16 protein-coding genes are annotated in these 20,583 nt (G+C 69.9%); 9 read left to right on the top strand and 7 right to left on the bottom strand.

What is annotated here, in order from left to right:
• Window positions 1–19 precede the first annotated feature (19 nt).
• The 6 genes from rsgA to ABKA17_RS12520 all read right to left on the bottom strand — a co-directional run bounded on the left by rsgA (window position 20) and on the right by ABKA17_RS12520 (window position 6,823).
• Window positions 20–1,132: a ribosome small subunit-dependent GTPase A gene (gene rsgA, locus ABKA17_RS12545; protein ID WP_353692059.1), complete on the bottom strand. Its 1,113-nt coding sequence runs from the start codon at window positions 1,130–1,132 to the stop codon at window positions 20–22.
• A 252-nt stretch (window positions 1,133–1,384) separates the two neighbouring features.
• On the bottom strand, window positions 1,385–1,690 hold the full coding sequence (locus tag ABKA17_RS12540; RefSeq protein ID WP_353692058.1) for a hypothetical protein: 306 nt from the start codon (window positions 1,688–1,690) through the stop codon (window positions 1,385–1,387).
• Between the two features lie 217 nt (window positions 1,691–1,907).
• Window positions 1,908–3,386 carry a cellulose binding domain-containing protein gene (locus ABKA17_RS12535; RefSeq protein ID WP_353692057.1) on the bottom strand — a complete coding sequence of 493 codons (1,479 nt, stop codon included), beginning with the start codon at window positions 3,384–3,386 and terminating at the stop codon, window positions 1,908–1,910.
• Window positions 3,387–3,650: 264 nt separating this feature from the next.
• Window positions 3,651–4,970 (bottom strand): radical SAM protein, encoded by a 1,320-nt coding sequence (locus tag ABKA17_RS12530; RefSeq protein ID WP_353692056.1) that lies wholly within the window; start codon window positions 4,968–4,970, stop codon window positions 3,651–3,653.
• A gap of 59 nt (window positions 4,971–5,029) precedes the next feature.
• Window positions 5,030–5,695 carry a pyridoxamine 5'-phosphate oxidase family protein gene (locus ABKA17_RS12525; protein ID WP_353692055.1) on the bottom strand — a complete coding sequence of 222 codons (666 nt, stop codon included), beginning with the start codon at window positions 5,693–5,695 and terminating at the stop codon, window positions 5,030–5,032.
• Between the two features lie 120 nt (window positions 5,696–5,815).
• Entirely contained in the window at window positions 5,816–6,823 is a 1,008-nt protein-coding gene (locus ABKA17_RS12520; RefSeq protein WP_353692054.1) for a hydroxyacid dehydrogenase, read from the bottom strand.
• A gap of 108 nt (window positions 6,824–6,931) precedes the next feature.
• Here ABKA17_RS12520 and ABKA17_RS12515 point away from each other — a divergent pair, with 108 nt between their 5' ends.
• From ABKA17_RS12515 to ABKA17_RS12475, 9 genes are all read left to right on the top strand, one after another.
• Window positions 6,932–8,185, top strand: coding sequence for an FAD-binding protein (locus ABKA17_RS12515; RefSeq protein WP_353692053.1), 1,254 nt, complete (start codon window positions 6,932–6,934; stop codon window positions 8,183–8,185).
• A gap of 112 nt (window positions 8,186–8,297) precedes the next feature.
• Window positions 8,298–9,542 carry an ROK family transcriptional regulator gene (locus ABKA17_RS12510; protein WP_353692052.1) on the top strand — a complete coding sequence of 415 codons (1,245 nt, stop codon included), beginning with the start codon at window positions 8,298–8,300 and terminating at the stop codon, window positions 9,540–9,542.
• Between the two features lie 230 nt (window positions 9,543–9,772).
• On the top strand, window positions 9,773–11,029 hold the full coding sequence (locus ABKA17_RS12505) for an ABC transporter substrate-binding protein (RefSeq protein ID WP_353692051.1): 1,257 nt from the start codon (window positions 9,773–9,775) through the stop codon (window positions 11,027–11,029).
• 20 nt (window positions 11,030–11,049) lie between these two features.
• On the top strand, window positions 11,050–12,015 hold the full coding sequence (locus tag ABKA17_RS12500) for a carbohydrate ABC transporter permease (RefSeq protein ID WP_353692050.1): 966 nt from the start codon (window positions 11,050–11,052) through the stop codon (window positions 12,013–12,015).
• Window positions 12,012–12,899, top strand: coding sequence for a carbohydrate ABC transporter permease (locus tag ABKA17_RS12495; RefSeq protein WP_353692049.1), 888 nt, complete (start codon window positions 12,012–12,014; stop codon window positions 12,897–12,899). Before ABKA17_RS12500 ends, ABKA17_RS12495 begins: the two co-directional genes overlap by 4 nt.
• Before the next feature lie 39 nt (window positions 12,900–12,938).
• On the top strand, window positions 12,939–15,803 hold the full coding sequence (locus tag ABKA17_RS12490) for a glycoside hydrolase family 2 TIM barrel-domain containing protein (RefSeq protein WP_353692048.1): 2,865 nt from the start codon (window positions 12,939–12,941) through the stop codon (window positions 15,801–15,803).
• A gap of 124 nt (window positions 15,804–15,927) precedes the next feature.
• Window positions 15,928–16,923, top strand: a complete 996-nt coding sequence (locus tag ABKA17_RS12485) for an ABC transporter ATP-binding protein (RefSeq protein WP_353692047.1) — start codon at window positions 15,928–15,930, stop codon at window positions 16,921–16,923.
• A gap of 1 nt (window position 16,924) precedes the next feature.
• Window positions 16,925–17,728 (top strand): ABC-2 family transporter protein, encoded by an 804-nt coding sequence (locus ABKA17_RS12480; RefSeq protein WP_353692046.1) that lies wholly within the window; start codon window positions 16,925–16,927, stop codon window positions 17,726–17,728.
• 5 nt (window positions 17,729–17,733) lie between these two features.
• On the top strand, window positions 17,734–18,534 hold the full coding sequence (locus ABKA17_RS12475; protein ID WP_353692045.1) for an ABC transporter permease: 801 nt from the start codon (window positions 17,734–17,736) through the stop codon (window positions 18,532–18,534).
• Between the two features lie 39 nt (window positions 18,535–18,573).
• On the opposite strand, the gene ABKA17_RS12470 is transcribed toward ABKA17_RS12475, so the two are convergent.
• Complete coding sequence (locus ABKA17_RS12470) at window positions 18,574–20,571, bottom strand: calcium-binding protein (RefSeq protein ID WP_353692044.1); 1,998 nt, start codon at window positions 20,569–20,571, stop codon at window positions 18,574–18,576.
• Window positions 20,572–20,583 lie beyond the last annotated feature (12 nt).

The raw sequence follows: 20,583 nt of genomic DNA, 5'->3' as shown, positions 1-20,583 counted from the left end.
AGGCACCCCAAGAAGCGCCCTACCGCATCCTCCCCCGCTTCGCCTCCATCGCGGCCTTCCCCTCGGCGCCCCGTCGCTTCCAGTCCTTCCGAAGCTCCGCACGGACCCGTGCGTCGGTCTTGGCCACGATCCGCTGGTTCTCCCGGATCAGCTTCCGGTAGCTCTCCAGCCGTCGCTCGGCCAGCTCACCGGTCTCGATCGCGTCGAGCACCGCGCACCCCGGCTCGGCCTCGTGCGCGCAGTCGTGGAACCGGCACCGCTCGGCCAGCTCCTCGATCTCGGCGAAGACCTGCCCGACACCGCTCTCGGCGTCGAAGAGGCCGACCCCCCTGAGCCCCGGGGTGTCGATGAGCACGCCCCCGTCCGGCAGGGCGAGGAGGTTGCGGGTGGTGGTGGTGTGCCGGCCCTTGCCGTCGACGTCCCGCGCGGCCCGGACGTCCATGACGTCCTCGCCGACCAGGGCGTTGGCCAGGGTGGACTTCCCGGCACCGGACTGTCCGAGCAGCACCGACGTACCGCCGGAGACGATCGCGGTGAGCGTGTCGAGCCCGTCGCCGTCGCGCGCGCTGACCGTGAGCACCGGCACGCCCGGCGCCGTGGTCTCCACGTCCTGGACGAGATGCGCGAGCGTCACCACGTCCGGCACGAGGTCGGCCTTGGTGAGCACGACCACGGGCTGCGCCCCGCTCTCCCAGGCGAGCGCGAGGAACCGCTCGATGCGGCCGAGGTCGAGTTCGACGGCCAGCGACACGGCGACGATCGCGTGGTCGACGTTGGCGGCGAGGATCTGCCCCTCGGACCGCTTGGAGGAGGTGGAGCGCACGAAGGCGGTACGGCGCGGCAGATACGTACGCACATAACGCGGGTTGCCGCCGGGCTCGACGGCGACCCAGTCCCCGGTGCACACGACGCGCAGCGGGTCGTGCGGGGTGACGAACGCGGTGTCCGCGCGCAGCGTCCCGTCGGCGGTGACGACGTCGCACTGCCCACGGTCGACGCGGACGACGCGGCCGGGCAGGAGGCCCTGCTCGGCATACGGAGCGAACTCGGCCTCCCAGTCCGCATCCCAGCCGTACGGCGCGAGGAGATGCGAGAAGGACGAGGACGAACTCAGGAGAGAAGAGGAAGACAAGGGGTGACCCTTCACAGGGGTGGCCCCGGCACCGCGCGCACAGGCGCGGAAGAAGCAGAGAGGTCAGCCGGAGGCCACGGGAGTGGACTGAATGAACTTCCGGATGCGGGCAGCGCCCATCTCAACGACAGCCATCGGTCACACCTCCCAGACACACTCAAGTCACCGGCAACCCCGGGTCACCGCTTCGACAGAGCCGACCCTAGACGCACCCGGGACAGTGACGCCACCGAATTACGCCTTCGGCGACGGTCACGCCATGCCGTAGAGCGCCTCCAGGTCGACGAGCCGGACATCGGGACCTGCCTGTGCGGCCGCGCACGCCTTGTCGTCGAAGCCGGCGCCGCTGAAACACATGAGCCGGGTGCCGGTGGTGTCGTAGCGTCCCGCCTGGGTGATGAGATCGCGAACGTGCCGCAGGCGCTCGATGTGGGCGACGCCCATCGTGTCGTTCCATGTGGCCTCGCCGATGGCCAGGAGAGGCGGCTTGGAGCCGTCGCCGATGCCGACGACCGCCACGTCCACCTCGTGTCCGACGCGGGCCTTGGGATCGTGCACCACCCGATCACGACGGGAACGGGCCGCTCCGTGCCCAGCGCGAGGAGCGCGTCGACGCCCTCGGCCCAATCGGCGAAGTGGTACAGGCTGGCTGGTCCCACATGCGCGGTGAGCGAAGCGCCGATACGCCGTAGCGACTCGGCATCGGCGGCCTCGGTCGCCCCGAAGCAGAACCCGCCCGCGGCCCGGCAGGCCGCGTCGAGAAACGCAGATCGGTTCAGGCCTTCGTACAGCGGTGTCCGTTCAGCGTGAAGTCGTACGCCGGGGAGTTCGTGCCCTGCCAGGAGGCGAGGAAGCCGAAGGCGAGGTTGTCGCCGGCGGCCACGGTCCGGTTGTAGTCGGCGGCGGTGGCGGTGACGCGGGAGCCGGACTGGGAGTAGTCGCCGTCCCACATCTGGCTGACCCTCTGGCCGTCCTTGAAGGCCCAGGTGACGCGCCAGTCCTCGAGCGCCTCTTTCGTGGTGACGGTGACCGTGGCCTGGAAGCCGTCGGGCCACTGGTTGACCAGGTCGTAGCGGACCTCGCAGGTCGCCGGCTCGCTCGTCGTGGACGCCGTGGGCTTCGGCTTGTCGTCGTCGCGGGCGGCGGAGGAGGTGGTGCCCTGGGGTTCGGGGTCGGGGTTCTTGCGGGTGGGGGTGTCGGCGCTCGCGGACGGGGTCGGGGACGCCGACGGCCGGGAGGTCGGGGACGGCGAGGGCAGGGCGCCGCCGGGATCCGCGACCGGCTGGCGGTCGGTGGGCGCCGAGGCCCCGTCGTCCATGGAACCGCCCCCGGGCATCATCGACACGGCGAGGGCCAGCAGCGACACCAGTACGGCGGTGACGAGCAGCCCGCTGCGCACCACACGTGCCTTGTGCGCGCCGGGGTTCGGGGGGCCGGCGTCGGCCGGTTCCGGGCGGCCGGCGCCCATCCGTACCTCCGCGGCCCGGCGTCTGCGCTCCAGGTAGGCGAGCCCGCCCCAGCCGATCACGCCGCCGGCGAGCGCCCCGGGCAGTCCGCCGCCGTGCAGCCGCAGACAGGCGGCGGCCTCGGCGCACTGCACACAGGTGGCGAGGTGGCGTGAGAGGTCCTCGGGGGTGTCGGCGGCGGCCGAGCGGGTGACCGCGTCGAGGAGACGGGCGTAGCTGCGGCACTGCGGGGCCATCGGCGCGTCGAGGTGGTCGCGGTGGCTGCGGTCCCGGAACAGCCCGCGCACCTGGGCCAGTTCCTCCGGCACGTTGGCCGGGTCCAGACCGAGCCGGCGGGCCACCACGGACAGCGGCAGCGCCTCCACCTCGGCCAGCCACAGCAGGTCCGCGTCGTGTTCCTGCATGTCCCGCAGACCGCGCAGGGCGAGCGGGCGTTGCAGGGGCGGTCCGGTGTAGCGTGCGGCCTTGTCGGAGTTGAGCCACAGGCGCAGGTCCGGGTCGAGCCGGTGCCCCTGACCGGCGGTCTCCCAGGCGGCGGCCGTGGTGCGAACCGCGGTCAGCAGCAAGGGGATCACGGGCAGTCGGGGCGCGCGTCGGCCGGCGCTCCGGGTGGTGCCGCCGGCGTCGGTGCGGGCCTCGCGCATACCGAGGGCGAACGCCTCCGTGGCCAGTTGGGTGGCCGCGGTGGAACCGGCCGTGCACAGGTCGGCGTAGGAGAGGACGGCGTCCCAGCACTCCGTGAACAGCGCGGCCTCGGTGGCGTCCTGGGGGGTCGGCAGGTCGGGCATCAGACTCCTGCATCGGGAGCGAGGTCAACTCACCTTATTGGCAACGGAGTTGTGGGGAACCTCGCGACAGTGCACGAGCTTTTCACGGGTTTCACACAACTGACAAGCTCACCATTCAAATCGGTTACCCGGAGTTCGAGCCCTCCCACAGCTCGTTGCCGTTGTTGCGCGTGTTACTCCTGGAGTACGCAGAAAAGGCCCGGACGTCTCGATCCGGGCCCTGTCTGTTCGGTCGGTTCTCGCCGCGACCGGTTCTCGCCGCGACTACACGTCGGCGGGCTCCTTCGCCGGGAGGCTGTCCATGAAGGAGCTCACGGAGAAGACGGCACGGCCGGGGCCGGGCTCACCGTAGCCGGGGGGCGAGGAGAGGCCGAAGTCCTCCATCGTCTGGCGATAGGCCTGGAGCAGCCGGATGTGGTACTCCAGCGGCGCGCCCTGCGGGTTGGCCTTGCCGAGCGGGGTGGTCGGCTCGGGGCACCACGTGGTGAAGCGCGGCGTGATGCCGTGCGACATGAAGAAGCGCAGCCCCTCGGTGGTGGAGTCGATGGCCTCGTCGACCGTCTTGAAGCCGAAGGGCTCGGCCATCTCCACACCGGCCACGAAGTTGGGGATCACGTTGCGCGCGCCGAAGATGTCCGCCGAGTCCAGGATCCGCTTGTGCCACTCGTCGCGGCCGACGTACCGCTCCTTGCCCGGGCAGTACATCTTGAACAGGTACTCGTCCCACACCTCGTAGTTGGGGTGGTAGATCTGCACGCCGTAGTCCTTGAACCGCTGCACGTCGTCCTTCGGCAACGCCTGTGCGACGACCTTGCCGATCCAGCGGCCCGGGAAGTGCTCCTCGATGGCCTTGGCGTACCGCCCGTAGAAGTCCGCCTCGTCCCGTCCGCCGACCGTCTTGGTGATCGCGCCGCCGGTCAGGGTGTAGGCGGTGGACGCCTTCTGGGTGTCGTACCGGTCGATGATCTCCAGGGCTTCGAGGACCTCGTCGACGTCCTTGACCCCGGTGTACGGCCGCCCGGCCGCCTTGTGCTGACGCCAGTTGTGGTTGATGTCGCAGTACTGGCACTCCTCCTTGGCGCCGAAGTACTGGCAGACCCGGAAGACGGTCAGATAGATCAGGTAGCCCCACTGGATCGTGGGGGCGACCTCCATGACGGACTTCCCGTTGGAGAGCTTGTGCTTGTAGTACTCCGGCATCGGCGGCACCCCGACGTCGGCGATGCGCTTGCCGTCGAGGTAGAGGCCGAGCACCCCCTCGTCGTCGGCGGCGACCCGGTAGGGCGACGCCGGGTTCACCCGTACGGAGACGACGGTGCGGCGCAGGTCGTACGGTCCGCCGGTGAGGATGATCTCCTCCGGCGGGCGGCGCAGCGCGGCCTCGCCGAGCTCGGGGAGGGTGCCGTGGTCGAAGGAGAAGATGAAGTACGACTTCGGCTTGACCTCACCACCCTCGTTGTCGCTGAGGGCGGACGGATCGAAGGCCACCCCGCCACGCAGCAGATCCTCCTTGAAGACGGCTTCCCGCGGTACGTGCGGGAATCGCTCCATCAGATCTTCGACCAGTGCGGTGCGGCTGCCCATCCGTAAATCTCCTCCCGGCTCAGGCGTTCGACTCCTCACGGTATGCCCCCGCCCGCCCGTCACGCGTACCGGGTCCCCTCGCGTCGAGCGATGTGTTCCGGTACAGGCGTTTCGTCCGGCAGTACGGGGTCTCCGACCGGCGCGCCCCACGCCGAGGTCAGCGGCAGGACGCCGGCCCAGAGGCCGAGCTCCGCGTCGGGTCCGTCGCCGTCCTCCGGCGGGCCGGTACGGATCTTGACGGAGGCCTCTTCGAGGGAGAGGGCGAGGAGGGTGGTGGCGGCGAGTTCCTTGCGGTTCGGGCCGCGGGCGTACGACCACTGCCCCGGGGTCGCGTGTTCGGTGAGCCGGCGCAGGCCCGCGAGCTTCTCGTCGGGGTCGGTGACCTTGCGGGCCTCGCCGTGGATCATCGCGCTGCGGTAGTTCACGCCGTGCTCGAAGACGGACCGGGCAAGGACCAGCCCGTCGATGTGGGTGACCGTGACGCAGACGGGGGTGCCGCCGGCCAGGCTGCGGCTCGCCACCGAGCCGTGGAGGTAGAGCTGCCGGTCGTCGCGGCCGTAGACGGTCGGGACGACCAGCGGCCGGCCCTCGACGACCACGCCCAGATGGCAGACGAAGCCCGCGTCCAGGACGGCGTACAGGTCGGCACGGTCGAGGCTGCCCTGGTCGCGCAGCCGGCGGTGCCGGGTGAGGTCGGTCTCGGGGAGGCGTGGGTCGAGAGTCACGACGAGGGAGAGTACCGATATCGCAGCCGTACGACCAGATACCCGCGGATAACGTTAGGTCCGATCGCCGACATCAACGAAATCCGTACCCGCATCGGAAATCCACACCCGGACCGTCGGTCAAGCGCCGTGCTCCAGCGCCGCCCGCTCCACCGGGTACGCCACTCCCCCGCCCGCCGCCAGGCGTTCCGCCTCCTCCGCCACGGTCGCGCCGAGGCGGGCCAGCTCGTTGCCCTGGGAGCCGGCGAGGTGCGGGGTGACGAAGGCGTTGGGGAGGTCGTAGAGGGGCGAGTCGGCGGGGAGCGGCTCGGGGTCGGTGACGTCGAGGATCGCGCTGAGCCGCCCGGTGCGGAGCTCCGCCACGAGGGCGTCGTGGTCGACCAGTCCGCCGCGCGCGGTGTTGATCAGCACCGCCCCGTCGGGCATCAGGGCGAGTTCGCGGCGGCCGACGAGGTGGCGCGTCTCGGGGGTCTCGGGGGCGTGGATCGTGACGATGTCCGAGCCGCGCAGCAGCTCGTCCAACTCGACGAGCGGTACGCCGAGTTCGGCCGCCCGGCGCTCGTCGACGTACGGGTCCGTGAGAACGGGCCGCAGGTCGAAGGGGCGCAGGAGTTCCAGGACGCGGCGGCCGATGCGGGAGGCGCCGATGACGCCGACCCGGCGGCCGTGGTTGCCGATGCCCGGGACGATGCCCCAGCCGGGGTGGGCACGTGAGGTGCGCAGGTGTTCGCGGGCGACGAAGAGGTCCTTCCCGGCGAGCAGGATCATGGCGAGGGTGTACTCGGCGACGGGCAGCGCGTTGGCGTCGGCGGCCGAGGAGACCACGAGGCCGCGCTCCCAGATCTCCGGCGTGGCGAAGCCCTTGACCGAGCCGGCGGAGTGCAGGACCGCGCGCAGCTTCGGCGCCGCGTCCAGGACGGCCGTGTCGATACGGGGGCAGCCCCAGCCGGTGACGAGGATCTCGGTGCGGGCGAGGGCCTTGGCGACGCGCGGGTCGGTGAAGTCCTCGGCGACGAGGTCCGGGTCGATGTCCACCGCCTTCCCGAGCCGCGCCATCACCTCCGGCGGGAAGACATGCGGGAGGTTCTCGGCGGTCATGGCGAACAGCGCCTGGGGACGCTCGGGCACAGTGGTGACCCCCGGTCGAGGAAAAGGGATAGAAACCGCTCTCTACGTTAGGCGGCGGTGAATGAGAGGGTCAACGCACAGGACTGCCATCGAAAGGGACGAACAGGGATGACGGAGACGGTCACCAACTGGGCGGGCAACATCACCTACGCCGCGAAGGAGCTGCACCGCCCGGGCTCGCTCGACGCGCTCCGGGCCCTCGTGGCCGACAGCGCGAAGGTGCGGGTGCTGGGCAGCGGCCACTCGTTCAACACCATCGCCGAGCCGGGCGCCGAAGGGGCGCTGGTTTCGATCGCCGGGCTGCCGCCGGTGCTGGACGTGGACACCGCGGCCCGGACGGTACGGGTCTCCGGCGGTGTCCGGTACGCGGAACTGGCCCGCGCGGTGCACGGATACGGCCTCGCGCTGCCCAACATGGCCTCGCTGCCGCACATTTCGGTGGCCGGTTCGGTCGCGACCGGCACCCACGGCTCGGGCGTCGGCAACGGTCCGCTGGCGTCGGCGGTGCGCGAGGTGGAGCTGGTCGTCGCCGACGGGTCGACGGTGACCATCGGGCGCGGCGACGCGCGCTTCGGCGGTGCCGTGACCTCGCTGGGCGCCCTCGGTGTGGTCACCGCCCTCACCCTGGACCTGGAGCCGGCCTTCGAGGTCGAGCAGTATGTGTTCACCGAACTGCCGCTGGCCGGGCTGGACTTCGAGACCTTCTCGGCGATCATGTCGGCCGGGTACAGCGTCAGCCTGTTCACGGACTGGCGGGCGCCGGGCTTCCGCCAGGTGTGGCTCAAGCGGCGCGCGGACCAGCCGCTCGCCGCCTTCCCGTGGGCCGCGCCCGCCACCGAGAAGCTGCACCCGGTGCCGGGGATGCCGGCGGTCAACTGCACCGAGCAGTTCGGGGTGCCCGGGCCCTGGCACGAGCGGTTGCCGCACTTCCGGGCGGAGTTCACGCCGAGCAGCGGGGCCGAGCTCCAGTCGGAGTATCTGCTGCCGCGCGAGCACGCCGTCGACGCGCTGTATGCGATCGACCGCATCCGGGAGACCGTCGCCGGTGTACTGCAGACCTGCGAGGTGCGCACGGTCGCCGCCGACGAGCAGTGGTTGAGCCCGTCGTACGGACGGGACACGGTGGCGCTGCACTTCACCTGGATCGAGGACACGGCGGCCGTGGTGCCGGTGGTGCGGCGGCTGGAGGAGGCGCTCGACGGCTTCGGGCCGCGGCCGCACTGGGGGAAGGTGTTCACCACGCCCGGCGAGGTGCTGCGCGGGCGCTACCCCAGGCTGGAGGAGTTCCGGGCACTGGCGCGAGGTCTGGACCATGAGGCAAAATTCGCCAACGCATTTGTCCGGGACGTGCTCTCCGACTGACTTTATAAACCCCCTTTCCTAACCCCTTGTCGAAAGTCCCGGCGGGCCATAGCCTTGCGCCGCGCCGGTGCCGATGTCGTCCCGGCAAGAGCTGGAGGGACGGGGCCGACCGGTGAAGCGCACATCACGTGACATCCGCACCGCGAACCGCTACGAGGTGCTGCGCCAGATCATCGCCGCGTCGCCCACCTCCCGGCAGGAGCTGGCGGCCGCCACCGGGCTGAGCCTGGCAACGGTCGCCACGCTCGTCGGCGAGCTGCTCGACCTGCGGATGATCACGGAGGTCGGGTTCGAGGACTCGGCGGGAGGCCGCCCCCGGGGACTCGTCGCGGTCAACGCGTCGGGGGGCGCGTTGATCGGCGTCGACATCGCGGAGACCTACGTCCATGTCGAGCTGTTCGACCTCGCGCTGAACGTGCTGGCCCGCGCCGAGGAGGACGTCCGCCCCGGCGAGAGCCGCCCCGAGCAGGTGGTCGGCCATGTCGCCGCGGTCGTCGGCTCGGTGGTCGCACAGGCCGGCGTCGAGGGCGCCCGGGTCCTGGGCGTCGGGGTGAGCGTGCCGGGTCAGGTGGACCGGGACACCGGCTTCTCCGAGTACGCGCCCAACTGGGACTGGCACGACGTGCCGTTGCTCGACCTGCTCACCGAGCACATCGCCTACCCGCTGTACCTGGACAACCCGCTGCGCGCCTCCGCGGTGGCCGAGCTGTGGTTCGGGGCGGCGCGCGGGCGCGGGAACGCCGTGGTGGTCAACCTCGGGACCGGCGTGGGCGCCGGGCTCGTCCTGGGCGGCGGGCTGCACCGCGGGGTCAGCAACAGCGCCGGCGAGTGGGGCCACACCACGATCGTGCTGGACGGCCGGGAGTGCCGGTGCGGCAAGCGTGGCTGCGTCGAGGCGTATGTCGGCGCGTCCGGAATCATGCTGAACCTACGGGAGTTGAGCCCCGACAGCCCCCTGCTGCACGACGACGACCAGACCGCGACCATCGCCGCGCTGGCCGAGGGACTGCGGCGCGGCGACCCGGTGGCGGTGGACGCCGTCCGGGACACCGTCCGCTACCTCGGCGCCGGTGTCGCCAATCTGGTCAACCTGTTCAATCCCGAGGTGATCGTGCTCAGCAGCTGGGTCGCGGCCGCCCTCGGCGAGCCCCTGGTCACCCAGGTGCGCGAGGCCGTCGCCCGGCATGCGCTGCCCAGGCCCATGGCCGCCACCGAGATCGTCCTCTCCCCGATCCCCACGGATCCGGTGTGCCTGGGCGCGGCGACGTTCGCGCTCGAAGGTGCCCTGGAGTCGGTCGGGCAGAGGTCGCCCAAACGCACCGCCACCCCACGGGCGAAAGCGCACAACCGGCAGTAACTCACAGTGTCCGAAGGGGGTTTCGGGCCGCTGGTGCGGCGGTCCGCGACTTGTGACGTCCGGTATCCCGAACGCTCCACAACGCTTCGAACAGGCTTCGTCCAACCCCTTGCCGAAGCCTTAGCCGAAGGTTAACGTCCCGCACCGCAAGTCCATTTGAGCCACCTGGCGCTGAGCCGCTCCAGGCAGGGGCGCAGAGCCGCAGCCGTACTCGAGACAAGGACGTCAGCATGTCGGCAATGAGGAACGTCAACTGGGACCGCCGCACCGTTCTGCGGGCCGCCATGGGTGCGGCCGCCGCCGGCTCCCTCGCCGCGTGCGGTGGGAACACCGGCCGGAGCAGCTCCGGCGACAGCCTCACGCAGTACTTCCACGCGTACGGCGAGGCGGGCACCGAGCAGGCCATCAAGCGGTACGCGAAGGCCTACAAGGAAGCCAACGTCACCACGCAGTGGATCACCGGCAGCAACTTCGAGAACAAGCTGTTCCCGGCGCTGCTCACCAAGAACGCGCCCGACGTCTTCGAGTTCCACCCGCAGCTGCAGCTGGTGACGAGCGGTCAGGTCGCGGACCTGTCCGACATCATCAACCCGGTCAAGGACGACTTCAACCCGGCTGACATCGCCTCGCACACGGTCGACGGGAAGATATACGGCGTCCGGATGATCGACGACCCGCAGTTCTTCTACTACCGGCCCTCGCTGTTCGAGAAGGCCAAGGTCGAGGTCCCCCAGACGCTGGAGGAGCTGATCGAGGCGGCCAACAAGCTCACCACGGACAAGGTCAAGGGCGCCTTCCTCGGCAACGACATGACCACCGTCCAGAACCCGCTGATCTGGTCGGCCGGCGCGGACACCCTGAACGACAAGAACGAGATCGCGTACCACACGGACGCCGTGGCCGACGGCCTGAGCCAGCTCCGCAAGCTGTTCACCAGCGGCAACCTGCTCCTCGACGCCCCCGCCGACTGGTGGGACCCGTCCGCCTTCACCCAGGGCCTGACCGCGATCCAGTGGTGCGGCATGTGGGCCATGCCGGTCATCCAGAAGGCGCTCGGCGACGACGTCGGCATCTTCCCGTTCCCGAAGGTCGGCTCCGCCGGCAAGTTCTCGGTCACCAACGGTGGTTGGTCGATGTTCGTCAACGCCAAGGGCAAGAACGTCGACGCGGCCAAGGAATACGTCAAGTGGCTGTGGATCGACCAGAAGAAGTACCAGGAGGACTGGGCGCTGTCCTACGGCTTCCACATCCCGCCGCGCACCTCGATCGCGGAGTCGGCCACCAAGCTGAAGTCGGGTCTGCCGGCCGAGGGCGTCAAGCTCTTCACCGACTACGGGCACTTCGACAACATCGGCTGGACGCAGGCGATGATCGCCGCGATCAACGACGTGATCGCCAACTCCGTGCGCAAGGGCGGCAGTCCGGACGCCGCGCTCGACGCCGCCGACAAGAAGATCAACGCAGAGCTCAAGAAGCTCTTCGGATAGACCGGCGGGCGGATCACACCATGTCGACCACCACCAAGATCGACCTCGCGAACTCCGCCCCGGCCAAGCCTGTCAAGGCGCGGCCGCGGCGGAGTCTGCGGGCCAACGCGACCCTCAACTTCTGGCTCTTCACCAGCCCGTTCCTCATCGGCCTGATCATCTTCGTGTTCGTGCCGATGGGCTGGAGCATCTACCTCAGCTTCTTCGAGGCCCGCTTCACGGTCTCGCCGAGCAGCTTCATCGGCTTCGACAACTACAAGGCGATCCTCGACAACCCCGACTTCACCGGGGCGCTGGTCACCTTCACCGTCTTCGCCGCGTTCATCGTGCCCACCACCTGGGCGCTCTCGCTGGGCCTGGCGCTGCTGGTGCACCGCATCCGGTTCATGAAGGCGTTCTTCCGGTCGGTGTTCTTCCTGCCGACCGCGGTCTCCTATGTCGCCGCGGCGCTGATCTGGAAGATGTCCATCTTCAACGGCGTCCGCTTCGGTATGGCGAACACGATCATCGGCTGGTTCGGCGTCGACAACGTCGCCTGGCTCGCCAACCCCGACCCGCCCTGGTACTGGCTGGTCATCGTGACGCTGCGACTGTGGCTTCAGGCCGGCTTCTACATGATCCTGTTCCTGGCGGCCCTCCAGAACATCCCGGCCGAGCTCTACGAGGCCGCGTCCATCGACGGCGCCAAGCCGGGCTGGCAGACCTTCCGGTACATCACCCTGCCCCAGCTACGCGCCACCTCCACCGCGGTGATCCTGCTCCTGCTGATCGCCGCATACCAGGCCTTCGACGAGTTCTGGAACCTGCTGAGCAAGGCGACCTGGGGTCAGCCGCCGCTCGTCGAGCTGTACAAGACGGCACTGGGCGAGAACCAGGACTACGGCCAGGGCAGCGCGGGCGCGGTCATCCTGACCCTGCTCATCCTGATCATCACGCTGTTCCAGGGCAAGATCATGGGCTTCGGAAGGGGTGAGGAGTCCAAGTGACCACCACCGCACCTGACATGAGGAAGACTCCGGCGGCTCCCGCGAAGAAGAAGCGCGGGGGCGGGGTCCTCGGCAACACCGGCCTCTACATCGCCACGGGTGTCGCCGCCCTGCTCTTCCTGATCCCCTTCTATCTGATCGTCCGCAACGCGCTGATGACGGACCCGGAGATCACGGGCGAGAACTGGAAGTGGTTCCCCACCGACATCCAGTGGGGCAACATCACCGAGCCGTTCAAGGACGAGACCGTCGACTTCGGCCGCGCCCTGTGGAACTCGTGGGTCGTCGCGATCCTGCACACCAGCGGCATCCTGCTGATCTGCTCGCTCGCCGGCTACGGCCTCGCCCGGATCCCGTACCGGCACACCAACAAGATCTTCTACGCCGTGCTGGTCACCCTGATGATCCCGACGGCTGTGACCTTCGTGCCGAGCTTCGTGCTGGTGTCGTCGCTGGGCTGGGTGGACACCTACCGCGGTCTGATCATCCCGGGGCTCTTCAGTGGTTTCACCTGCTTCCTGTTCCGGCAGTACTTCCTGGGGTTCCCCAAGGAGCTGGAGGAGGCGGCGCGGGTGGACGGGCTCTCGTACTGGGGGGCGTACTGGCGGGTCGTCGTGCCCAACTCGCTGAACTTCTTCGCGGCGATGGCCACGATCACGTTCATCAGCGGCTGGAACTCCTTCCTGTGGCCCCTGGTCATCGGCCAGGACCCGAGCGCCTGGACCATCCAGGTGGCGCTGTCGGCGTACATGACGAACCAGACGGTGAACTACCACCTGATCTTCATGTCCACGGCCATCTCCATCCTGCCGCTGGTGCTCGTGTTCCTCTTCCTCCAGCGCTGGCTGGTTCAGGGCATCGCGCAGACCGGCATCAAGGGCTGATCCCCGAGTCACACGACGTTTCACACGACCTGGAGACCGATGTCTTTCCGCACCACCGACGTCGACTACGTAGAGGACGTATCGCCGGGCAGCGGGGCCCTCGCGCCCCGCGCCTGGTACGCGTCCTCGGACGCCAAGTCCCTTTCCCTGAACGACAGCTGGCGCCTGCGTGTCGCACCGACCATCGACGCCGAGGACGACTCGTTCGCCGCGGAGGGCTACGACGCCGGGGACTGGGCCGAGGTCACGGTCCCCGGGCACTGGGTCCTCCAGGGCCACGGTTCGCCCATCTACACCAACCATCTGTACCCCTTCCCGGTCGACCCGCCGCATGTCCCGACGGCGAACCCGACCGGCGACCACCTGCGCGTGTTCGACCTGCCCGAGGACTGGCCGGACCTCGCTCAGGGCGGCGCGGTCGTTCGCTTCGACGGGGTGGAGTCCTGCGCCCGCGTCTGGCTGAACGGCACGGACATCGGTGAGTTCAAGGGCTCCCGGCTGCCGCACGAGTTCGCGGTCGGCCATCTGCTCAAGCCGAAGGGCAACGTCCTCGCGGTCCGCGTCCACCAATGGTCGGCCGGCTCGTACCTGGAGGACCAGGACCAGTGGTGGCTGCCCGGCATCTTCCGTGACGTCACCCTGCTGCATCGCCCGGCGGGCGGCGTCCTGGACTTCTTCGTGCACGCCGACTACGACCACGTCACCGGCGCGGGCACCCTGCGGGTCGACTCCGACGTCGACGGGCGGGTGCTCGTGCCCGCGCTGGACATCGATGTCGCGACCGGCGAGCCGGCGACGGCTGCGGTCGAGCCGTGGTCGGCGGAGTCACCGAGGCTGTACGACGGTGAGCTGGTCACCGAGGGCGAACGGGTCCCGCTGCGCATCGGGTTCCGTACGGTCGTCCTGGAGGACGGCCTGATCAAGGTCAACGGCTCGGCGATCCTCTTCAAGGGCGTCAACCGCCACGAGTGGCACCCGGAGAAGGGCCGCGCCCTGGACCTTGCGACCATGCGCGAGGACGTGCTGCTGATGAAGCGGCACAACCTCAACGCGGTCCGCACCTCCCACTACCCGCCGCACCCGGCCTTCCTGGACCTGTGCGACGAGTACGGCCTGTGGGTCGTCGACGAGTGCGATCTGGAGACCCACGGCTTCACCGAGCAGGACTGGCGGGACAACCCCGTCGACGACGACCGCTGGACCCCGGCCCTCCTGGACCGCGCGGCCCGGATGGTCGAACGCGACAAGAACCACCCCTCGATCGTCTTCTGGTCGCTGGGCAACGAGGCCGGCACCGGCCGCGGCCTGACCGCGATGGCCGAGTGGATCCACGGCCGGGACTCCTCGCGCCTCGTGCACTACGAGGGCGACTGGAACTGCCGTGACACGGACGTCTATTCACGGATGTACGCCGACCACGCCGAGGTCGAGGCGATCGGCAAGGAGCTCGACGGCGGCACCCACAAACGCCGTCAACTCCCCTTCATCCAGTGCGAGTACGGCCACGCCATGGGCAACGGGCCGGGCGGCATCGCCGACTACCAGGAGCTGTTCGAGAAGTACGACCGCATCCAGGGCGGCTTCATCTGGGAGTGGATCGACCACGGCATCAAGCACCCCGAGCTGGGCTACGCCTACGGCGGTGACTTCGGCGAGGAGCTGCACGACGGCAACTTCGTCTGCGACGGCCTGATCTTCCCCGACCGCACGCCCACCCCCGGGCTGGTCGAGTACAAGAAGGTCATCGAGCCGGTCCGCTTCGAGGGCGACGCCGACACTGTACGGGTCACCAACGGTTACGACTTCGCCGACCTGTCGGGGCTCGCCTTCGAGTGGTCGTACGAGGTCGAGGGCGAGAGCGTGGAGTCCGGCTCCCTGGCGGTGCCCGGGCTGAACCCCGGCGAGACGGCCGAGGTGAAGCTGCCGGAGCCGCCCTCGGACACCCGCGGCGCGGAGTCGCGGTGGACCGTGCGGGCGCTGCTGGCGTCCGACACCTCGTGGGCGCCGAAGGGGCATGTGGTGGCGTGGGGCCAGTTCCCGGTCACCGCTCGGCAGTCGCCGTCCGTGGCGGCCACCGACGGGCCGGCGCTCGGCGAGGGCGAGCGGCAGATCACCCTCGGCCCGGCCGCCTTCGACGCCCGCACCGGTGCGCTGAGGTCGATCGGCGGGGTGTCGGTCGAGGGCCTGCGGCTGGACGTGTGGCGGGCCACGACCGACAACGACGAGGGCGCCGACTGGCAGACCCACACCCGGAACGCGGACCTGTGGCGCACGCTCGGCCTGCACCGCATGCAGCACCGGCTGGATGCGGTGGAGCTGTCCGACGACACGCTGACCGTGCGGACCCGGGTCGCGCCCGCGGCCCGCGAGGTCGGTCTGGCCACGGAGTACCGCTGGACCTCCGACGGCAACCGCGTGAAGCTGACGGTGGCCGTGACGCCCGAGGGCGACTGGACCGTGCCGCTGCCCCGCCTCGGCATCCGCTTCGCTCTCGCCGAGGCCGACGCGGTGGAGTGGTTCGGCGGCGGCCCCGGTGAGGCGTACCCGGACACCCGGGCGGCGTCGATCGTCGGCCGCTGGCGGTCGACTGTGGACGGTCTCCAGACGCCGTACGTCCGTCCGCAGGAGAACGGCGCCCGCGCGGACGTCCGTTGGGCGGAGCTCGGGGGCTTGCGGATCGAGGGCGACCCGGAGTTCTGGTTCACCGCCCGCCGCTGGACGACCGAGCAGCTGGACGCGGCCACGCACCGCACCGACCTCACTCCCGGCGAGAAGGTGTGGGTCAACCTCGACCACGGCCAGCACGGCATCGGCTCGCAGTCCTGCGGGCCCGGCCCGCTGCCGCGGTACCACCTGCGGGCGGAACCGGCCGAGTTCTCGTTCGTGTTCTCGACCGGAAGGTAAGAAACCTCTTAATCGATTGACCAATTGATCGACATTCCGACACTGTCGGAACGTCGTCCGCGGTCGGTCGGCAGCCAAGCCGACCGGCCGCGATTTGCTGTTCCCACAAGGGAGTTGATGCCACTTGGATGCCAGCATCGAGGTCCGCGGACTGTCCCGCACCTTCCACTCCACCGTCCGCCGACCGGGCTTCACCGGCGCGGTCCGTTCCCTGGTCAACCCGGAGCGGGTCGCCAAACACGCCGTCGCCGACATCACCTTCGACGTGTCCCCGGGCGAACTCCTCGCCCTGCTGGGCCCCAACGGGGCCGGCAAGTCCACCACCATCAAGATGCTCACCGGCATCCTCACCCCCACCTCGGGGCACGCCAAGGTCGCCGGCGTGGTGCCCTACCAGAACCGCGAGCGCAACGCCCGCAACATCGGCGCCGTGTTCGGACAGCGCACCCAGCTGTGGTGGGACCTGCCCGTGCGCGAGTCGTTCGCGATCCTTCGCGACATCTACGAAGTCCCGAAGGCCGAACACGCCGCCCGGCTCAAGGAGTTCGACGGCCTGCTGGACCTGTCGTCCTTCTGGGACACCCGGGTGCGCCATCTCTCCCTCGGCCAGCGGGTACGCAGCGACCTGGCCGCCGCCCTGCTGCACGACCCGCCGGTGGTCTTCCTCGACGAGCCCACCATCGGCATGGACGTGGTGGTGAAGGAGCAGGTGCGGGAGTTCCTGCGACACCAGGTCGAGGAACGCGGCCGTACCGTCCTGCTCACCACCCACGACATGACGGAGGTCGAGCGGCTCGCCGAACGGGTCGTCCTCGTCAACCACGGGCGGCTGGTCCTCGACGGCACCCTGGACGAGATCCGCCGCAAGTTCGGCTCGACCTGGCAGATCCGCACCACCCTCGCCGACCCGCACACCGACCTGGTCCCGCTGCCCGGCATCACCCTGCACCAACGAACCGGCGCCCAGCTGGTGTTCGGCCCCGAAGGCGCCGACGCGCCGACCGTGCACCAGGCGCTGAAGGCCGTCATCGAGGCGTACGAGGTGACGGACATCGCGCTCGACGAGGCGGACCTCGAGGACGTCATGCGGGCCGCGTACGTCCATGCGGAAGAGGTCTGACATGGCGGCGATCCACGCCTGGCGTGCCGCCCGCGTGACCCCGCTCGGCGAACTGCTCACCCCGCCCCGGATGACGGCCGCGCTGCTGCGCCTGACCGTGCAGCTGGTGCTGGTGGCCTCCCTGTGGCACGGCCTGTACGCGAGCACCGGCACGACGGCCGGACTCGACCGCGACCAGGCGGTGACGTACGCCGTGCTCGCCGTACTGGCCTCCCGGCTGCGGGAGTTGGACCAGTACGCGGGCCGTGACACCGTCCTTCAGCACATGCACTTCGGCACGATCGTGTACTGGTACCTGCGCCCCCTGAAACCCCAGCGGTACTACGCCCTGCGCGCCCTCGGCGAGCGCCTGTACGGCCTGGTCTGGGCGCTCGGCGGCTACGCGGTCTGTCTGGCCTTCGGGGTTGTCGAGGCACCCGGGTCGGCGGCCGTGGCGGGGGTGTTCACGGTCAGTCTGCTGCTCGGCCAGCTGGTCCTGTACTACGTCATGCTCGTCATCGACCAGCTGTGCTTCTGGACCCTGCGCAACGGCGCCGCGATGCTCATCCTGATCTTCGCGCAGAACCTCCTCGCCGGTGTGTACGCGCCGCTGTGGTTCTTCCCCGACTGGTTCATCACGCTGAGCACCTTCCTGCCCTTCCAGGCCACGCTGAGCGTACCGTTGTCCCTCTACATCGGCCGGATCGAACTGTCGGACGCGGGGCTCCAGTTGGCGATCCAGGCCGCCTGGGTCGTCGTACTGGCTCTGTTCACCCGGCTGTTGTGGCGCCGGGCCGCCCGCCGTGTCATCTCGCAGGGAGGCTGAGGCCCGTGAACGCCGTCCGGATCGTCTGGCGCATCACGCGTCTCAACTTCCGTGCCCAGCTGGAGTACCGCTCCGAGTTCCTGATGATGATCGCGATCGGTGCGATCTGGCAGGTGTCGGTGATCGTGTTCGCGACGGTGCTGCTCACCCGGTTCACCGGGATGGGCGGCTGGGACAGCTCCGACGTGCTGCTGATCCCGGCGACACGGATGCTGGCGCACGGCCTGTTCGTGCTGTTCCTGGGCCGGGTGCACGGTCTGGGCCGGCACATCCAGGAGGGGATCATCGACACCTACCTGGTCCGCCCGATGCCGGTCCACCGTCAGCTCCAGCTGTCGTACTTCCCCACCAACGCCATCGGCGACCTGACGGTCGCGGTGGGCCTGATGGTGGGCGCGCTCAGCCGCAGCGACCTCGACTGGACGGCCGGCCGGATCTCGTACCTGGCCGTGGCCGTGCTCGGCGGTCTGCTCCTGGAGGCGGCCCTCTTCACGGTCGTGGCCTGCGCCTCGCTGCGTTTCCCGACCGCCGACTACTGGGGCCGCTGGCTGGAGGAGCTGCTCGGCACCTTCGGCAGCTACCCGCTCAACGTGCTGCCCAGGGCGGTGAGCGGCTTCCTCACGTACGGGCTGCCGCTCGCGTTCGTCGCCTACTTCCCGGCCGCCGTGCTGACCGGGCACGGCCATGGCACCGGCGTCCCGTACTGGCTGGCGGCGGCCTCGCCGCTGCTCGGCGTGGTGGCGTATCTGGGGGCGCGGTGGCTGTGGCGGTACAGCCTGCGGCACTACACGGGGGTGAACGGCTAGGGCCCGCCGGGGCCGTGAGGCCCCGGCGAACCCAGACGGTCATGGACAGCTGACCCGGGTGTCCCCGGTGTCCGTCGTGCAGGTGTCGGTGCCCATGCCGCCGTTGGCGGTGTCGTTGCCGGAGACGCTGTCGACGGTGTTGAGGCGGTCGTTGCCGTAGTTGCCGATCACGTTGTCGTTCCCGGGACCGCCGTAGAGGGTGTCGTCGTTGAAGCCGCCGTCCACGCGGTCGTTGCCGAAGTCGCCGTAGGCGGTGTCGGTGCCGTAGCTCGCGTTGATGGTGTCGTCGCCACCCAGGCCGCAGATCACATCGGTGCCGTAGGTGCCGGTGAGGGTGTCGTTGCCGCTGGTGCCGATGCGGGTGCAGCCGCGGGCGTTGTTGACCGTGGTGGTCACCGTGGCCGTGTTGTTCGCGGCGTTCGGGTCGCTCTGGCCGCCGGTGACCGAGGCCCGTTCGGTGAGGGTGCCGGTGGCCCGGGGCTCGGCGACGACCTTCACGGTGACCGTCTCGGCGGGGGCGAGGGTGCCCAGCGAGCAGCTGACGGCGGTCGTGCAGGTGCCCTTGGTGGTGGTCGCCGAGATCACCGAGCCGGCCGGTCCGGTGAAGGTGTCCGTGAGGGTGACGCCGGTGGCGGAGGCGGTGGAGCTCTTGTTGGTGACCGTGATGGTGTACGTGGCGCGGTCCCCGATGCTGACGGTGACGGGGCCGGTCTTGGTGACCTGAAGGTCGACGCCGGACGGCGGCGGGGGCGGCGGCGGGGTGCCGGTACCGCCGAGGTAGCGGGCCAGCGCGCGGTCGTCGCCGGTGTCGCCGTACGCGACGATCTTGCCGTCGCTCTGGAGGGCGAGGGCGCCCACCCGGTCGAAGGCGCCGAAGTCGGTGGTGGTCCGGCCGCCGGTCGCGAAACCGGTGTCGGCGGTGCCGTCGGCGTTGTAGCGGGCCACGGCGAAGTCGGTGCCCGCGCCACCGGCGGCGACGATCCGGTCGTCGGACTGCACCGCGAGGTCGTTCACCGCGGACGGGGGGCCGAAGTCGGTGCGGACGACGCCGCCGGTGCCGAAGCCGCCGTCGAGGGTGCCGTCCAGGTTGTAGCGGACCAGGGTGAAGTCCTCGCCGGTCCCGCCCGACACGAGGATCTTGCCGGTGGACTGCACGGCCACGGTCTCGCCCCACTGGTAGCCGCCGAGGTCGGTGGTGACCTTGCCGTCGCCGCCGAAGGTGGTGTCGAGGCTGCCGTCCGGGTTGTAGCGGGCCACCGCGAAGTCGAAGTAGACCTCGCCCGAGTAGCCGGCCATCACGATCTTCCCGTTCGGCTGCACCACCATGTCCTTCGCGATGGCGCCGCCCTCGTCGAAGAAGGAGGTGTCGACCACTCCGTCGCCGTCGAAGGTCGTGTCCAGGGTGCCGTTGGGCAGGAGGCGCACCAGTGCGAAGTCGCCGCCCGCGCGGGCCCCGGCGAGGATCTTCCCGTCGGACAGCACCGCGACACCGGCCGCGTCCTCGGCGCCGCCCGCGAGCCCGGGGCTGATCCAGCCGTCGCCGCCGAAGGAGGTGTCGAGGTCGCCGTCGGTGGTGTAGCGGGCGACCGTGAACCAGCAGCAGCCCGCGAACTCGTCGTCGGTCTCCTGATGGCGTCCGACCACGACGATCTTCCCGTCGCTCTGGATCGCCACCCCCTGGGCGATGTCCTCGCCGAACTCGAAGTCGGTCAGCACCTCGCCGTCACCGCCGAACGAGGTGTCCGGGCTGCCGTCGGCGTTGTGTCGCATCACGGAGAAGTCGGCCGCGTCGAAGTCGGAGCTCTGGCTGGAGCCGACGGTCACGATCTTGCCGGTGCCGGCCTGTACGGCGACGTCCTCCGCGTCGGCGCGGAAACCGTTTCCGACGACGACTTTCCCGCCGGACCCGAACGCGGTGTCCAGATCACCGGGCGCGGCCAGGGCGCTGCCCGGCAGGGCGACGACGAGTGCGAGCGCGGCGGCACCCCGCAGGACCGCCGTTCGCAGAGATCCCCGTAGGGAGACAAGGGTGGGCATGCGCCCAGCTTC

Origin of the sequence: Streptomyces sp. RG80, from assembly GCF_040446465.1 — a bacterium.
Taxonomy (GTDB): Bacteria; Actinomycetota; Actinomycetes; order Streptomycetales; family Streptomycetaceae; genus Streptomyces.
This window is presented reverse-complemented; position numbering and strand designations above follow the sequence as displayed.

Excerpts from the sequence above, each read along its gene's own strand:
- ABKA17_RS12535 (WP_353692057.1), bottom strand. The coding sequence starts at position 3,386 with ATGCCCGACCTGCCGACCCCCCAGGACGCCACCGAGGCCGCGCTGTTC.
- ABKA17_RS12500 (WP_353692050.1), top strand. The coding sequence starts at position 11,050 with ATGTCGACCACCACCAAGATCGACCTCGCGAACTCCGCCCCGGCCAAG.
- ABKA17_RS12515 (WP_353692053.1), top strand. The coding sequence starts at position 6,932 with ATGACGGAGACGGTCACCAACTGGGCGGGCAACATCACCTACGCCGCG.
- ABKA17_RS12490 (WP_353692048.1), top strand. The coding sequence starts at position 12,939 with ATGTCTTTCCGCACCACCGACGTCGACTACGTAGAGGACGTATCGCCG.
- ABKA17_RS12470 (WP_353692044.1), bottom strand. The coding sequence starts at position 20,571 with ATGCCCACCCTTGTCTCCCTACGGGGATCTCTGCGAACGGCGGTCCTG.
- ABKA17_RS12480 (WP_353692046.1), top strand. The coding sequence starts at position 16,925 with ATGGCGGCGATCCACGCCTGGCGTGCCGCCCGCGTGACCCCGCTCGGC.
- ABKA17_RS12530 (WP_353692056.1), bottom strand. The coding sequence starts at position 4,970 with ATGGGCAGCCGCACCGCACTGGTCGAAGATCTGATGGAGCGATTCCCG.
- ABKA17_RS12505 (WP_353692051.1), top strand. The coding sequence starts at position 9,773 with ATGTCGGCAATGAGGAACGTCAACTGGGACCGCCGCACCGTTCTGCGG.